This window comes from Pseudoalteromonas sp. SG41-1, assembly GCF_014164575.1.
Classification (GTDB): Bacteria; Pseudomonadota; Gammaproteobacteria; order Enterobacterales; family Alteromonadaceae; genus Pseudoalteromonas; species Pseudoalteromonas rhizosphaerae.
In genome coordinates this window covers 32,547-47,803 of record NZ_JACJFL010000035.1, presented here as the reverse complement: position 1 = coordinate 47,803, position 15,257 = coordinate 32,547, and the positions used below count along the sequence as shown (strand labels likewise).

The following is a 15,257-nucleotide window of genomic DNA, read 5'->3' as shown; positions in this document are numbered from 1 at the left end:
CTGCTGGCGAGGGTCGGCAATTGATTCGAAATATTTAAATAGTTGAATATCAGGCATGGGGGCTCCTTAAAAAGGAGTATAAGATCATACTTTTAAGTCAAGGTAAAGTTCGTGATCTTGCCCTGTATTCTGGCTCTCTAGCTACATTAATACTGGCTTATCTAAAAACCAAACATACGGATGTAAAAGTAACTGTGAAAGATAAACAGGCTCTAGCCCTTGAAACTAAGGTTAATGGCCTCATACCTTTTACGAGGTCAAAAATTTTAAATGAACAAAGTAACAGGTGTATTTCGAAAAACTTAGGTTAGAAATCTAATAAGTTTGTATTTAAACCGATTATTTTTATAAGGATAAAGTTATGACACAACGTGTAATTGAAATGCCAGACTTAGGCATGGGGACATTCCGCTTAGAAGGAAAAACAGCTTATGAATCTGTAAAAATGGCATTAGAAGTTGGCTTTCGCCATATTGATACCGCACAGATTTATGGCAATGAAGAGCAAGTTGGCCAAGCGATAAAAGACAGCAATATCCCTAGAAACGAGCTATTTATTACCACCAAAGTGTGGAATAACAAACTGAATAAAAGCGATTTTATCGCCAGTGTGAAAGAGTCTCTTAACAAGCTGCAACTCGATTCTGTCGATTTATTGTTGATCCATTGGCCTGCGCCATCAAACGATGAACCAATGAGCGAGTATTTAACTGAGTTATTAACGGCAAAGCAGCTTGGATTAACTAAGCATATTGGTGTATCGAACTTCACTATTGCGAATTTAAAAGAAGCCATGCAAACACTGGACTCACGTGAAATATTCACCAACCAAATAGAAGTACACCCTTATTTAACCAATACCAAGTTACGTGCTTTTTGTCAGCAGCATGACATTCATGTCACCGCCTATATGCCATTTGTGGTAGGTAAAGTGTTAAACGATCATACCATTATTGATATTGCTAAAAAGCATGATGCAAGCCCTGCACAAGTGGTTATTGCATGGGTAAACGCCAAGGGTATGACGACCATTCCGTCATCAACTAAGCGTAAAAATCTTGAAGATAACTTTAATGATAAAGCCGTAAAACTTGATGAAGAAGACATTGCGCGTATTGATGCTCTCGATTGCGGCGACCGTCAAGCAACCCCAAGTTTTGCACCGCAGTGGGATCAAGACACGTTTTAAGCGTGTTCAATATAAAGTGCAGTGAGTCTGCACTTTTTAATGCAAAGGAATAACTATGTTAACCGTTATAGCAATGCTGTCATGTAAAAACGCTGATGCAGCTACGTTACTTAGTGCACTTGATAACTTACAAAAGTTATCGCGCAAAGAAGTAGGGTGTTTGCGCTACGAGCTGGCTGTGAAAAATAATGACACGCAAACAGATTACATTGTAACTGAACAATGGGCTACAAATGAGCACTTTGAAGAGCATAAGTTAGCGCCGCATTTTAAAATGTTTGGTGAGCAGGCTGGTGATCTACTTATTCACAGTAATATTGATGTGTATAAAACGATTGGTTAATAATATACCCAAACCACCTCAAGATGCAGAATTCAGCGTTTCACAGGTGCTTAATATCAAGGCGTTACTTTGCAAGAATGGCCGTCCCTTTTAAGAAGTAACAACGCTGAGAGTAAGTGCCTGTGAAACGCCCAAAGGGTTGGTTTAAAAGCGATTTATACTGCGTTATTGATTTTAACAATAGAACCACTATTATTTGCAATCAATGCCTTGCCTAAATCGCTTTTAATTCCAACTGAAACTCGCATCTTAAGGTGGTTTGGGTATATAGGGGCAGTGTTTAAAGCCACGTATTTTATATCGAGCTTAGCATGTTAAGCATGGCTTTAATCACGCCTTAGCATGTGACAATGAGTGAGCCTTGATAACTTACCTAATGTATTGACCTGCGTTTTTGGGTATATAAAGTTATGCCATGGTATTTTTCATCGCTCACTGATTATATCTGCTTTATTTGTGTTTATGGCATCGGTGGTCAGTTTTACTTTCATGCAATAAATTTTTAAGTTTTTTGACTGTTGATACTAAATCAATGAGTCAGTTTATTTATTGTCCAAGATTTAATTTCGGCTTGTATTATATCTAACTCGCCTTAGCGTATTTGACTAGTAATCAAAAAAGACCCTATGGATACTGTGAGACTGTTAAATAAAAGTAACAAAGCTTAACGTTTTACACACACATCAAAAGGTCGAATATGCACACAATAAATAAAAAAGCATTATCAATTGCCGTAGTATTAGCTTGCTCATTCCCGTTACATGCCCAACAAGCTGCTACGAATAATCCAACAAATACTAATGAAAGCAACACTGCGCAAGAACAAAGTACCTCCTTAGAGGTTATCTCTGTAACAGCAACCAAACGTAAAACAAAGTTAATGGAAACCCCTGTTGCTATTACAGCATTAACGGAGGCTGAGCTCAGGCAAAATGGCGTAAATAGTGTTAAAGATATTGCTAATCTAGTGCCAGGGTTAGATATCTCCACAGCGACGGATCAATCAGCACCTGTTATCTCGATGCGTGGCGTACGCTCTACCAATATTACTGAGCTTGGCGACCCTGCTGTTGGCGTTCACCTTGACGGTATTTATTCGCCAAGAATGCAAGGAGCGCTAGCTCTGATGTATGACATTGAACGAGTTGAGGCATTAAGGGGGCCACAAGGCACATTATTTGGTCGAAACTCTACAGTTGGTAGCATTAATGTTATTTCAGCAAAGCCTGAATTCACTCATTTATATGGCAATGTAAACGTTGAAGCAGGAAAATACAACAGCAAAAATATTGATGGCGTAATTAATATTCCAATTAATGACGAATTTGCAGTACGGTTTTCTGGCAAAGGATTAAAACGAGATTCTTACCTTGAGGGTTACTACGATCCTAACCAATACGACTCAAGACGATTAAGCGACGATATACTCAATGCTCCTGTTATATCAGAGGATTCTTATCAGGGTATTGGTCAAACAGTCACGCAGCGAGAAAACTGGTGGATTGATGGCGCAGGCACAAATCCAGAGGCACAAAAAGTTCGCCAATTAACCCCCGCAGAAAAAGACGACTTTTATAACAACGCTAATGAATACTCTTTTAGAATTAGTACGCTTTGGGAGCCGTTAGATGGTGGCTTTTCAAATCATACCGTTTTTCAAAAGTACGTTAATAACAGCAACAATAATCTCGATTTAGTTAATTGCGATAAAATTCGCGGTAGAAGTGAAGAGCTGGGCGGCGATTGCACAAACTTTTTACCCAGTGATAATACATATCAAGCTGTTGTGAATGTGCCTGGTAAGCTTAATTTAGATATCACCTATCTTAGAAATACCCTTAACTACGATATAAATGATGAATATTCGCTTGTGTGGCTACTTGGCTATGAGGATATGGAACGCTCTTCAGCACAAGATAGCGAAGTCGGCCTCGATCCTTGGGATGGGGCAACGTACTTTTTAGATGGCACTGGTGCTGAATCTTTTTCTACAGAAGTGCAATTACAATCTGACGAATACGGCGATTTTATTTGGATTGTTGGTGCTAACTATTTCCACGAAAAAACCACGACCTTAGGTTATTACGATAACCCAATGGACGATAAAGCCTTTTGGGATCAACCTGATCGCTCTACAGACGCATTCGCTTTGTTTGGCCAAGGTACATACAATTTAACTGAAAAATTACATCTAACACTTGGTTATCGTTTTAGTGATGAAACGAAAGAAGATAAAGGAGGCAAAACATACCGCTGCTCTAATGCCGATGGTTGCGCTGTTGGTTGGTTAAATAGAACAGATCTAAATAACTTACCAGTTGATTACTACGAAGATCCTTCAATTTATGCGTCATACTTTGCAAACGATAATAAAGGAAGTTGGCAGCATCATGACTTTCGTGTTGGTTTAGACTACGACATTTCACCTGAAACGATGGTTTATACCTATCTTGCCAGTGGTTTTAAAGCCGGCGGAATTGGTGATGTATATGAAGTCGTAAATGATAGAACCGGCGACGTAACACGCTTTGAAACTAAGTTCGACCCAGAAGAAGTACTTACATGGGAGCTTGGCGCTAAATCGAGCTTTTTTGATAACTCATTAAACTTAAAAGCCGCGTTTTTCTACACAGATTACACCGACATGCAATACGCATCAGTGGGCTCAATCGGTAACGTAGAACGTTTATCTGTGGTAGAAGATGAAGATGGCTCTCCCGTTTTAGATAGCAATGGCGAGCCTGTACTTGATTTTCAAAACAAGCCTGTGATTGCTTATTACACACAAAATGTTCCTAGTTCAACAATCAAAGGTATTGAGCTTGAGTTTGATTGGAAGCCATATCCAAGCGGGCGTATCACCGGTTATGTAACCTGGACCGATGCCAAAGTGACGGACGATTGGAATACTAAGTGGGATTACGATGCTGAGTATCTTTTTGATATTTCTTATGAGGAATCAAAAAATCCTGAAAATACACTGCTATCAACTAATCTTAAAGGCAATAACCTAGCGATGACGCCTAAGTTCACGGCAAACATCAGCTACACACATACATTTGATTTAGGTGAATATGGTTTTATCCATAGTTGGCTTAATGCGAGCTGGAAAGATGAATCGTACTCAACAGTATGGAATGTTGATAAACACTTAGATGATATGGACTTTAGCGTGTCGGACGAGGCGACAAAATACATTGACGATAGCCGAGATGCATTTGCAGTCTATAATGCGTCAATTAAATATGAGCCGCAAGGACAAAGCTGGTACGCAGAAGTATTCGTTAATAATGCCTCTGATGAAACTATTCAATATTGGAATAATACTAGCAAAGGAATTCCAAAAGGCAGCTTTGGTATGCCAAGGTATTACGGTGTAAGAGCTGGTTTTTCATTCTAGATAACCTAACCACAATTAAACTTCCCACAGTCAATATACCACTGTGGGAGGTATACAATTTAAATAAGGATCAATAATGAAAACTAAGCTTATTAGCTCGTTAGTTGCAGGTTGTGTGTTTATCTCACCTTTTACATATGCCAATTATTTTAAAGATAATTTTTCATGGGGTTACGATAATACCATTTGGAATGCGCGAAGTGGCGACAATGGCTCGCCTTTTGGCTGTGAATTTGCCCCTGCAATGATTAACCCAAGCCAACAGGGGATCACGCTTTCATTATCACAAGGCGCATGTGCTGAGCTGCAAAGTAATAATTTCTATGGCTTTGGCAAGGTGCAAGGCAGTGTTAAGTCAGGGAATACGCAAGGCACTGTGTCTTCCATTTTTACTTACACATCGTGGTGGGATTCACCCGGCAGAGCATGGCAAGAGATAGATATTGAGCTTTTACCCTCCCTTGGGAACGTTGTTCATACCAATGTGATTTACCAGCCGCAAGGCGGCACTTATCAAAGCTGGGAAAAGGACATCGACTTAAGTCAGTTTGGGCTTGATTACAGAGAAAACTTATTAACTATTGGCTTTGATTGGTCTAGCAACTCGATTCGTTGGTACCTTTACGACGCTCAAGGAAATGAGCAAACAATTAGGATGGTATACAAAGACAATGGCGATGGTCATTTAGCTGAAAATGAAATTCCCGCGTATGCATGGCCGATGGATAATACAAAAATAATGATTAACCAATGGAATGGTGATAACTCAACCGAAGGCTATTACTTCCCTGGTCAATACTATGGCAGCCCTTCGTGGGCGTACTATGATTTTATTGAGTACATTCCCCAATAAAATTAAGAAGTTTGTATCTATAAATAGAATTTAATCTCGAAGGTTTTTAATGTCTCAAATCAAATATTCTAAATTATTATTTTGCTTATTGCCCGTAGTTGGGGCGCTTACTTGTCAATATTCATTCAGTGCAGAGCGTGAGCAAGTCAACTGGCCTTATGTAAACACTAAACTTAAACGCGATCCCGCTGTAGAAGCGCAAATTGAACAACTACTGGCAAAGATGACCATAGAGCAAAAAGTGGCGCAAATGATTCAGCCCGAAATTGGTTATTTAAGTGTTGAACAAATGCGCAAATATGGGTTTGGTTCATACCTAAATGGCGGTAATACAGCGCCCTATGGCGACAAACGCGCTGATCAGGCCACATGGTTAAAATATGCCGATGAAATGTACCTAGCATCAATGGACTCAACGAAAGACGGTATTGCAATACCGACTATTTGGGGTACTGATGCCATGCATGGACATAGCAATGTGTATGGCGCTACGTTATTTCCGCACAATATTGGCTTAGGAGCTGCGCATGATGCCGACTTAATTAAGCGCATAGGCCAAGCAACAGCGAAAGAAGTCTCAGCCACTGGGATTGAATGGAGTTTTGCTCCTACTGTCGCTGTAGTCAGAGATGATCGCTGGGGCAGAACCTATGAAAGTTACTCAGAAGACCCTGAATTAGTTAGGCTGTATGCAGGTAGTATGGTGACAGGTATTCAAGGTGATATAGACGCTGACTTTTTAAAAGGCAGTAACCGTATTGCAACCGCAAAACATTTTGTGGGCGATGGTGGTACAGAGCGAGGCGTTGATCGCGGAAATACGCTTATCGATGAAAAAGGATTAAGAGATATTCACAGCGCAGGTTATTTTTCGGCTATTAATGAAGGTGTGCAATCAGTGATGGCATCATTTAATAGTTGGAATGGCAAACGTGTACATGGCGATAAACATTTATTAACGGATGTACTTAAAAACCAACTTGGTTTTGATGGGTTTGTAGTCAGTGATTGGAATGCTCACAAGTTTGTAGAAGGCTGCGATTTAGAGCAATGTGCGCAAGCAATTAACGCCGGCGTTGATGTGATCATGGTACCAGAGCATTTTGAAGCGTTTTATCATAATACTGTTAAGCAAGTGAAAGACTGTGTAATCGCAGAATCAAGAATTAACGATGCCGTTAGGCGCTTTTTAAGGGCTAAAATCCGCTGGGGTGTGTTTTCGAAGAGCAAACCATCAGCGCGACCTGAATCACAACACCCGCAGTGGTTAGGTGCTAATGAGCATCGCACTTTGGCAAGAGAAGCGGTTCGTAAGTCACTCGTTCTATTAAAAAACAACGAAAACGTGCTGCCAATCAAAGCGAGTAGCCGCATCTTAGTTGCCGGCAAAGGCGCAAATGCAATCAATATGCAAGCAGGAGGCTGGAGTGTTTCTTGGCAGGGCACAGACAATACCAATAGTGACTTTCCAAATGCAACCTCTATTTATGCGGGTTTACAGTCGCAAGTAACAAAAGCGGGTGGTGAGATCACTTTGAGCGAGTCTGGTGAGTATAAAACCAAGCCAGATGTAGCCATTGTTGTTATTGGTGAAGAACCTTATGCAGAATGGTTTGGTGACATCGAGATGCTTGAGTTTCAGCATGAAACTAAACATGCACTTGCGTTATTAAAGCAGCTTAAAGCTGATAATATTCCTGTAGTAACGGTATTTTTAAGCGGCCGCCCGTTGTGGGTTAATAAAGAGCTCAATGCATCGGATGCCTTTGTTGCTGCTTGGCTACCAGGCTCTGAAGGTGAGGGCGTTGCAGATGTACTATTAACTAATAGCGAAGGTAAAGCCCAGTTTGATTTCAGCGGTAAGTTGAGTTTTTCATGGCCTAAATATGATGACCAATTTACGTTAAACTTAAAAAATGCTGACTATGATCCATTATTTGCTTATGGCTATGGCTTAACTTATCAGGACAAAATAAATGTGCCTGTTTTGAGTGAGAAAACCAGCCCTAAAAAAATGGTTAATAGTGACTCACATCCCCTGTTTGTAAGAAACTTAGCCAAAAATATGACTTGGCAACTGGCAGATACAAGCACAGAAAAGGTGTTAGCCAGCGGTGCATCAGCAACCAGTGGCGATAAACAAAGTTTACTTATGCAATCAGTCAATTTATCTTATCAAGAAGATGGCCGTGGCTTTAATTGGCGCGCACAAGCCGCTGTTAGCTTGAGTTACCTAGAGCCTAAACAGCTAGATAGTAAATTTAGTGCAGGTTACCTTGAATTAAAAATGCGCATAGATAAAGCTCCTGAACAAGGAGCAAACTTGCAAGTCATGTGTAGAGAAAATCATTGCTTAAGGAATATTGATTTTTCATCGTTTTCACAATTAATGACAGACAAAAGTTGGCATACTCTAGCAATCCCTCTGCACTGTGATGATAGCGGACTTGCTGAGCAAAAAATAACAGACGCGCTGCGCATTACTAGTCAAAATTTAAGTTTAGCAATTGCTGATGTGGCGTTGACTATAAAACCGAGTAATGACTCATTATCATTAACGTGTGCAAAGTAATACCCTATGGCTGTTGATTAACGTTTATTAATCAACAGCCTATAACATTGGATTTAATAATGTGAATAGTAATAACCCTAGAAGTCAGTTGTTCTGGTTATTCCAAAGTTGTGGTTGGATTGTCTATGCAATGCTGACCGAATTAATGATAAAAATACCAAGCGAAGAGCCATGGACAATACATATACCGCATTTAATTATTGATGTAGCGTGTGGCTTTTTGATCACTTTAACGTTAAGACGATTTTACAACTGTTTTAGTCAGCAAGAGCTCAAAGTTAAAGTCGCGTTACGTATTATGCTGCTTCTAATTGCAACATTACTCTGGACGCAAATTAAATGGATTTCCTTGCAGTGGTTATATGGTAACTGGTGGCTTTCAATGTCATGGTTTGACTTTGGTACATGGACGTCAGCCTCGTTAACCATGCTTTCAACATGGACTGCCTTTTATTACGGGATCAAAATTTATTTAGATAATCTTGAGCAAACTCAAAAGGCCGCAGAAGCTACCCATTTAGCGAAAGAGTCACAGCTAAAAATGCTTCGATATCAGCTTAACCCGCATTTTATGTTCAATAGTATTAACGCCATTTGCACGTTAATATTGAAAAAAGAAAGCTTGCAGGCAGTAAACATGCTTGAAAAACTATGTGACTTATTGCGCCATAGTTTATATACCGACCCACTTGAAAAAGTAGCTATCAAAGAAGAAATCGCAATGTTAAGAACCTACTTAGATATAGAGCAATGCCGATTTGCTGACAAGCTAGAGGTTAATATTAGCGTTGATGAACCATGCAACGATTTATTAATACCTTCTTTATTAATTCAACCATTGGTAGAAAACGCGTTAAAACATGGTATGCGAGCAGATCAAAAAATGGTGATCACAATTAATGTTGAAAAAACAAAATCCGCATTGCTCATTAAAGTTGCTGATACTGGTAAAGGCTTTGATGATAATAAAAAAACCAAAAGAGGCATCGGCTTGGCTAATTGTGAGCAACGCTTAAAATTAATATATGGTAATAGTCACCGAATTGAAAAAGGCAATGCGACTACCGGTGGTGCGTGGTTTTGTATCTCTCTTCCAATTAATGGTTTGCAATCATGATTCAATTAAAAACGTTACTCGTTGATGACGAATACAGTGCTATTGAAGGTTTGCGTATTCGCTTAGAAGCCTTTGCTGAAATTGAAGTGATTGGCAGTGCACAAAGTGTTGATGAAGCAATTAAAGTACTTAACGAATATGATGTAGATTTAGTGTTTCTAGATATAGAAATGCCAACAAAGTCAGGTTTTGAATTAATTAAACATTTTCAACCAGAGAGCTGCCCTGCGGTTATCTTTGTTACGGCATTTCATCAACATGCTGTTAAAGCTTTTGAGGTGAGGGCGCTGGATTATTTACTTAAGCCCGTTAAGTTAGCTCGCCTTGCAGAAGCCATTGAAAGAGTTATTAAAACCCAAAAGCTAAACAGAAAAACCGAACTTATTGAAGTGCACCAATCGCTGGTGATCAATGAATCGCAACCACTTGAAGTGGCGGGTAATTCTGACTATAAGTTTGAAGCTGAGAATTTAGTTATTCAAGATGCTAAAAACCCAATTCAAATTATTCCGTTTAAAGATATTTTATGGATTGATGCGGCGGGGGATTATATGTGTGTACACACACCTGCTGAAACACACGTAATGCGGGCGCGTTTAAAAGAGCTTGAAAAAAACACCTTGCCTGAAGATTTCCTGCGAATACATAAATCAACGATTGTAAATTTAAGCCATATAAAGCAACTTAACCCACTTAGAAACTCTGAATACACGGCTGTATTACAAAGTGGTAAAACACTTAAAGTCAGTCGTACCTATAGTAAAAATTTAAAGAGTTTGTTCAAATAATAAATATATTAATATTGAGAGTATTAAACTATAACTGCAACAGTTTGTATAATAGGCATTTGTTACGCTATCTCAGGTCATAATTTATAAGGATTTTAAATTTCTATGGCAAAACCTCAGCTTTTTTGGATTATTTTAATATTATTGATTACCTGTTTTATGCCTTGCGGTTTTTTCATCTGGTATGAAAGTGTGGATCCCGCATTTATCCCTAATGCTAATTACAATTTTATTTTACAATGGGTTTTACCCTCGCTGACAGTGCTGACGATTGGTTACCTTTTTAGTCAGTATAAGAATTTTGCTCAAGTGAAGGAAAGCTTAGATGAGCATTTTATTGCTGAGGGACGTTTAGTTAAGTATTTTACGCTGCTTTTTAGTCCAGTGTTTATTTACTTTTACTTTTGGACATTCATTAATATCCCAATACAGTTATGGGCAAATTATCAATTGGCTGAGTATTGGTCGCAAGAATATTTATTAGTTGAGGCAACAACATGTAGTAGTGACTATGAGCCGCACTGCGTAGAATTAAAGTTTTCCGATTTAGCAAGTGAAGAAATACATTCAATAAGATGGTATTTAGATAAAGCTGAATTATTAACGCTCAAGAATAAAAGAGTAAATCTGGTCGGTGAAAAAAGTTATTTTGGTTATATTATCAATACAATACAGTGGTGATCAAAGCTTTAAAAGGCATTATTGTGATTTGTGGTGGTTATAAAAAGGCCTAAACTACCCCTGCCATTTTGCAGGGGTAGTATAAATTGGTTAACCGCGATTATGCTCGCGAGCGTAATCAATATTGGGCCCTTTAGGGACGATTTGCGTTGGGTTGATCATGGTATGACTAAAATAATAATGTCGTTTGATATGATAAAAATCAACGGTTTCTTTAACGCCAGCAACTTGATAAAGCTCACGTAAGTATTCACTCAGTGCCGGGTAATTTTCGATAGTACGCAGATTACATTTAAAATGCCCAACATACACACTGTCAAAGCGTATTAGAGTGGTGAATAATCGCCAATCTGCTTCGGTTAGGGTGTTGCCCACCAAATAACGCTGCTTGAGTAAAATACTTTCGACTTTGTCTAATGCAGTGAATAAGTCATTAAATGCCTCTTCATAGGCTTTTTGAGTGGTCGCAAACCCAGTACGATACACGCCATTATTAATGTTGTTGTACACCAGCTCATTAATTGCATCGATTTCAGCGTGCAAGTTATTTGGGTAAAAGTCTAGTTTATTGCCAGTTAACTCATTGAAGGCGCTGTTAAACATGCGAATGATTTCAGCAGATTCATTACTGACTATTTTATTTTGCTGTTTATCCCAAAGCACAGGCACAGTTACTCTTCCGGAATAATCTGCTTTATTTTCGGTGTATATTTGATGCATAAATTGTTTATCAAAAAGTGCATCTCCAGTGCTGTGGTTGTTTTTATCAAACGTCCAACCGTTATTTAACATATCTGGGCTAACCACAGAGACATCAATATAGTCTTCAAGGCCTTTTAATTTTCTAAAAATCAAGGTGCGGTGCGCCCATGGGCAGGCTAATGAAACATATAAATGATAACGGCCTTTCTGTGCCTTAAAGCCCGCCTCACCAGTTGGGCCTGCGCTGCCATCTTTGGTTACCCAGTTACGTAATTGTGCAGACTCGCGTTTAAACTCACCATCGCTTTTATCGGTGTCGTACCATTTATCTTGCCATTTACCGTTGACTAGTAATCCCATAATTGACTCCTATATCGTGTTTTAAAAGCTACCAAATTTACCGCTTTGGTAATCACTAATTGCTTCTCGTAATTGATCTTGCGTATTCATCACAAACGGGCCCATGTGAGCAATAGGTTCATTAAGCGGATCACCGGCTAAAATAAGTACCCCAGCGCCGCTTTGCGAGCTAAATTTAATATCACTACCGGGCTCTAAAATAAGTAGGCTGCCAGCCATTACTGGACCACCTTGTTCGGTGTTGATAGAGCCGGTATGAATATAAATCATCACCTTGCTTTGTGTCAGTGGTGGATGAGCAAACTCAGTGCCTACAGGTAATGTTACATCTGCTAGCATGCCATTGGCTGCTAGTTCTTGTAGGCTTGAAACCTGAGTTTGCTGGTCAAATTGCCAACTGCCAGCCAGTGCTTTTAGTTCAACACCTTGACTATTTTTATGTTCAGGTGCAGGGTGCTCAGTAGTATCTTGATATTTCGGTGCTCTGAGCTTTTCAGTGCTTGGCATATTGAGCCAAATTTGAAAGCCATGCATCCCCTCAATCGCATCGGCAAGTGGCATTTCGCTATGGATAACGCCAAAGCCGGTACTCATCCATTGCACATCACCTGCGCGAATAGCTTTTTTATTGCCCATTTGATCTTGGTGTTCAAAGCCGCCTTTAATAATGTAGGTAAAGGTTTCGATACCACGATGCGGGTGGGCAGGAAACCCACCCATAAAGTCACTGTGATCGTCGGATTTTAATTCGTCGATCATTAAAAAAGGATCTAAATGCTTACCATCAAAGCCTGGTATCCGGCTAATATTTACGCCATCACCATCTTGGGTTGCATGGCTATTGAGTTGTTTTATTACTTTCATTGCTTTGCTCCGCTCCGAATCTTGTATGGTATTATTTAAACACAATAAAATTAAACAACCATGGGTAAAAATAGCACTATTCATTCGTTTTAACAGAACGTTCTGATTTTTGTTTTTTCGTTAGGTTATCCGCTACAAAAGCCCCGCGATTGCCAGACTGATGTGCAGGTCCTACGGTGCTATCAACCATGGTTTGTTGTTCGGTGCTGGCATTAATCGCAGCGCCAAAAATAATGATATAGGCGCTGATATACAACCACATCAACATGATCACCACACCACCAAGTGAGCCATACGTTTCATTGTACGAGGCAAATTGTGATACATAATATGAAAACCCTAATGATGCGATGATCCAAAGTCCTGTCGCCATTACTGAACCAGTTGTAACCCAACGCCACTTTGCCGCTTTTCTATGGGGTGCATAACGATATACAAAAGCTAAAGCAAAATGAAAAGTCGCTGCTAGTAATAGCCAAGTGAGTAATTTGATCACCGTATCGATACTGTTTTCTAGACCAACAATATTGAGTGCGATAGGCAATATACCAATGATTAATAATGCGATTACTGCGACCAATATAGCGCCAATAGAGAATAGAAAGCGCACTAAAAGCGCTTTGAAAAACTGCCTTTTGGTTTGCTCATGGTAGGTAATATTGCAGGCTGTGATCAGTGCTTGGCAGCCCTTACTGCTACTCCATGTGGTTAATAACAACGTGCTTATTGCACTAACACTTAACACTTTTTGTGATTGTTGGGTAACTTCAGATACCTGTTGTAGAACGATTTCTCGGCTGCTTGGTGGCAATAAAGTAATAAACTTACTAATCTGTTCACTAACATCCGCCGTAGAGGCGAAATAAGCATACAGCGAAACACAGGCTGCCAGTGCTGGAAAAATAGCGAGTAATGCGTAAAAGGCGACACCAGCGGCAACAAAGGATAAGTTATCTTGCGACATACTTTGATATACCCGCTTGCTGATATCCCACCAGCCCAGCAAGGGGATCTCGGTTGGTTTATCTGCTGTGTAGCCACGTGGTTTATGTGCCATATTTTATTCCTTGCTGATGGTTATTAGTCACTATTTATTAGAAGTTAGGGTGCAAGGTGCTTGCCAGCTTAAGTTGGCGTTTAATTTGCTTCTACAGAATTAATGGTTTCATCAATAAAGAGCGCATGAGTTACATATGGAAATAATGAATAGTATTAATAATCAAATTATTAGCGCATTAAAAATACAAACAACGAGTACCAACGCGGATCCTTTAGCGCCAGTATCTTGGCAAGGTATAAACTCACAAATTGCGCATTTTTTACAAAGTGCTTGGCAAATGTTACCCGCTCTCACTTTAGGTATAGCAGCAATAATCGTGTGCTATTTTTTAGCAAAGCCTGTGTCTTATTTATTAGTGAAACCTATTGGCTATGTAAGTGAAAGGCGGTTATTGCATGTTGTTGCTCGTCGCTTTATTAGTACTGTGATCATTTTGTTTGGAGTTTATTTATTTTTACGCTTAGCAGGCTTAAGTGAATTTGCCGTGGCGATAATGAGCGGTACTGGATTAGTCGGGCTAATCTTAGGCTTTGCATTTCGTGATATTGCAGAGAACTTTATATCGAGCATGCTATTAAGTGTGCAACGTCCTTTTCGTATTGATGATGTTATTGAAGTCGATAGCTGCTTAGGGGTAGTAAAAAAGGTCACTGCGCGGGCGACCACATTAGTTGATTTTGATGGTAATCATATTCAAATACCTAATGCGACTGTTTATAAAAATGTGATTAAAAACCTTACTGCTAATCCGAAAATGCGCGGTCACTATAAAATAGGCATAGGTTACGATAACGATATACGTAACACTCAGCAGTTAGCGCTGAGTTTAATGGATAAACAAGCTGCTGTGCTAAAAGATCCGGCCCCACAGGTGTTACTTGATGAATTAGGCTCAGCCACTATCAATCTCAGTATTTACTTTTGGGTTAATAGTGAGCAAAACAGCCCGGTTAAGGTAGCGTCGCAATTGATGCGTGAAATGGTTAATAGCTTTAACGCGCATGGTATTAGTATGCCTGATGATGCTCGTGAACGGATTATTTTAAATGCACCAAGTGAGCAAGCACAAAAGACTCCGGAACAACCCACTACGCAAGATCAAAAAGTCAAACCGATTGCGCATCTGGATGCTGGTATTGATGATGTGAGCAGTGATGCTGATGAAATTCGTGAACAAGCTGAGCGCTCTCGCGATCCTGAGCAAGGCAACAATATTATTTAACTTGCTCTTTAAATAATATACTTAGTTTAATGGCCGTGGGTTCGGCAATTTTATTTAGCAAAGACTGAGGTATCGCTCGAGGAGAAAGTTTTACTGAAGACAGTTC

At 39.5% G+C, this 15,257-nt stretch carries 12 protein-coding genes; 9 read left to right on the top strand and 3 right to left on the bottom strand.

Translation table 11 applies throughout. The features are described 5' to 3' along the window. Nucleotides 1-361 precede the first annotated feature (361 nt). From dkgB to H5203_RS16555, 8 genes are all read left to right on the top strand, one after another. Nucleotides 362-1,189 carry a 2,5-didehydrogluconate reductase DkgB gene (gene dkgB, locus H5203_RS16590; RefSeq protein WP_182820005.1) on the top strand — a complete coding sequence of 276 codons (828 nt, stop codon included), beginning with the start codon at nt 362-364 and terminating at the stop codon, nt 1,187-1,189. Between the two features lie 55 nt (nt 1,190-1,244). After that, entirely contained in the window at nt 1,245-1,532 is a 288-nt protein-coding gene (locus tag H5203_RS16585) for a putative quinol monooxygenase (protein ID WP_182718953.1), read from the top strand. A gap of 697 nt (nt 1,533-2,229) precedes the next feature. Continuing rightward, nucleotides 2,230-4,932, top strand: a complete 2,703-nt coding sequence (locus H5203_RS16580; protein WP_182820004.1) for a TonB-dependent receptor — start codon at nt 2,230-2,232, stop codon at nt 4,930-4,932. Between the two features lie 76 nt (nt 4,933-5,008). Then, the gene (locus H5203_RS16575) at nt 5,009-5,785 is read left to right on the top strand and encodes a family 16 glycosylhydrolase (protein WP_182820003.1); all 777 of its coding nucleotides are present in this window, start codon (nt 5,009-5,011) and stop codon (nt 5,783-5,785) included. Between the two features lie 49 nt (nt 5,786-5,834). Beyond that, the gene (locus tag H5203_RS16570) at nt 5,835-8,357 is read left to right on the top strand and encodes a glycoside hydrolase family 3 protein (RefSeq protein ID WP_182820002.1); all 2,523 of its coding nucleotides are present in this window, start codon (nt 5,835-5,837) and stop codon (nt 8,355-8,357) included. Between the two features lie 61 nt (nt 8,358-8,418). Continuing rightward, complete coding sequence (locus tag H5203_RS16565; protein ID WP_246175609.1) at nt 8,419-9,474, top strand: sensor histidine kinase; 1,056 nt, start codon at nt 8,419-8,421, stop codon at nt 9,472-9,474. Beyond that, nucleotides 9,471-10,262: a LytTR family DNA-binding domain-containing protein gene (locus tag H5203_RS16560; protein WP_182740493.1), complete on the top strand. Its 792-nt coding sequence runs from the start codon at nt 9,471-9,473 to the stop codon at nt 10,260-10,262. The genes H5203_RS16565 and H5203_RS16560 overlap by 4 nt, the downstream gene beginning before the upstream one ends. A gap of 105 nt (nt 10,263-10,367) precedes the next feature. Next, nucleotides 10,368-10,943: a hypothetical protein gene (locus tag H5203_RS16555; protein WP_145241091.1), complete on the top strand. Its 576-nt coding sequence runs from the start codon at nt 10,368-10,370 to the stop codon at nt 10,941-10,943. Nucleotides 10,944-11,033: 90 nt separating this feature from the next. Here the strand turns inward: H5203_RS16555 and H5203_RS16550 are convergent, their stop codons facing one another. The 3 genes from H5203_RS16550 to H5203_RS16540 all read right to left on the bottom strand — a co-directional run bounded on the left by H5203_RS16550 (nt 11,034) and on the right by H5203_RS16540 (nt 13,926). After that, the gene (locus H5203_RS16550) at nt 11,034-12,005 is read right to left on the bottom strand and encodes a glutathione S-transferase family protein (RefSeq protein ID WP_145241089.1); all 972 of its coding nucleotides are present in this window, start codon (nt 12,003-12,005) and stop codon (nt 11,034-11,036) included. A gap of 21 nt (nt 12,006-12,026) precedes the next feature. Beyond that, a complete protein-coding gene (locus tag H5203_RS16545) occupies nt 12,027-12,869 on the bottom strand; it encodes a pirin family protein (RefSeq protein ID WP_182732207.1) in 843 nt (280 codons plus the stop codon). Between the two features lie 76 nt (nt 12,870-12,945). Beyond that, nucleotides 12,946-13,926 (bottom strand): YihY/virulence factor BrkB family protein, encoded by a 981-nt coding sequence (locus H5203_RS16540; RefSeq protein WP_145241085.1) that lies wholly within the window; start codon nt 13,924-13,926, stop codon nt 12,946-12,948. A gap of 154 nt (nt 13,927-14,080) precedes the next feature. On the opposite strand from H5203_RS16540, the gene H5203_RS16535 reads away from it, so the two are divergent. Next, a complete protein-coding gene (locus H5203_RS16535; protein ID WP_404936453.1) occupies nt 14,081-15,151 on the top strand; it encodes a mechanosensitive ion channel family protein in 1,071 nt (356 codons plus the stop codon). Nucleotides 15,152-15,257: the final 106 nt, after the last annotated feature.

Coding starts and splice junctions, on each gene's coding strand:
- H5203_RS16560 (WP_182740493.1), top strand. CDS start 9,471: ATGATTCAATTAAAAACGTTACTCGTTGATGACGAATACAGTGCTATT.
- H5203_RS16550 (WP_145241089.1), bottom strand. CDS start 12,005: ATGGGATTACTAGTCAACGGTAAATGGCAAGATAAATGGTACGACACC.
- dkgB (WP_182820005.1), top strand. CDS start 362: ATGACACAACGTGTAATTGAAATGCCAGACTTAGGCATGGGGACATTC.
- H5203_RS16570 (WP_182820002.1), top strand. CDS start 5,835: ATGTCTCAAATCAAATATTCTAAATTATTATTTTGCTTATTGCCCGTA.
- H5203_RS16585 (WP_182718953.1), top strand. CDS start 1,245: ATGTTAACCGTTATAGCAATGCTGTCATGTAAAAACGCTGATGCAGCT.
- H5203_RS16580 (WP_182820004.1), top strand. CDS start 2,230: ATGCACACAATAAATAAAAAAGCATTATCAATTGCCGTAGTATTAGCT.
- H5203_RS16555 (WP_145241091.1), top strand. CDS start 10,368: ATGGCAAAACCTCAGCTTTTTTGGATTATTTTAATATTATTGATTACC.
- H5203_RS16545 (WP_182732207.1), bottom strand. CDS start 12,869: ATGAAAGTAATAAAACAACTCAATAGCCATGCAACCCAAGATGGTGAT.
- H5203_RS16540 (WP_145241085.1), bottom strand. CDS start 13,926: ATGGCACATAAACCACGTGGCTACACAGCAGATAAACCAACCGAGATC.
- H5203_RS16575 (WP_182820003.1), top strand. CDS start 5,009: ATGAAAACTAAGCTTATTAGCTCGTTAGTTGCAGGTTGTGTGTTTATC.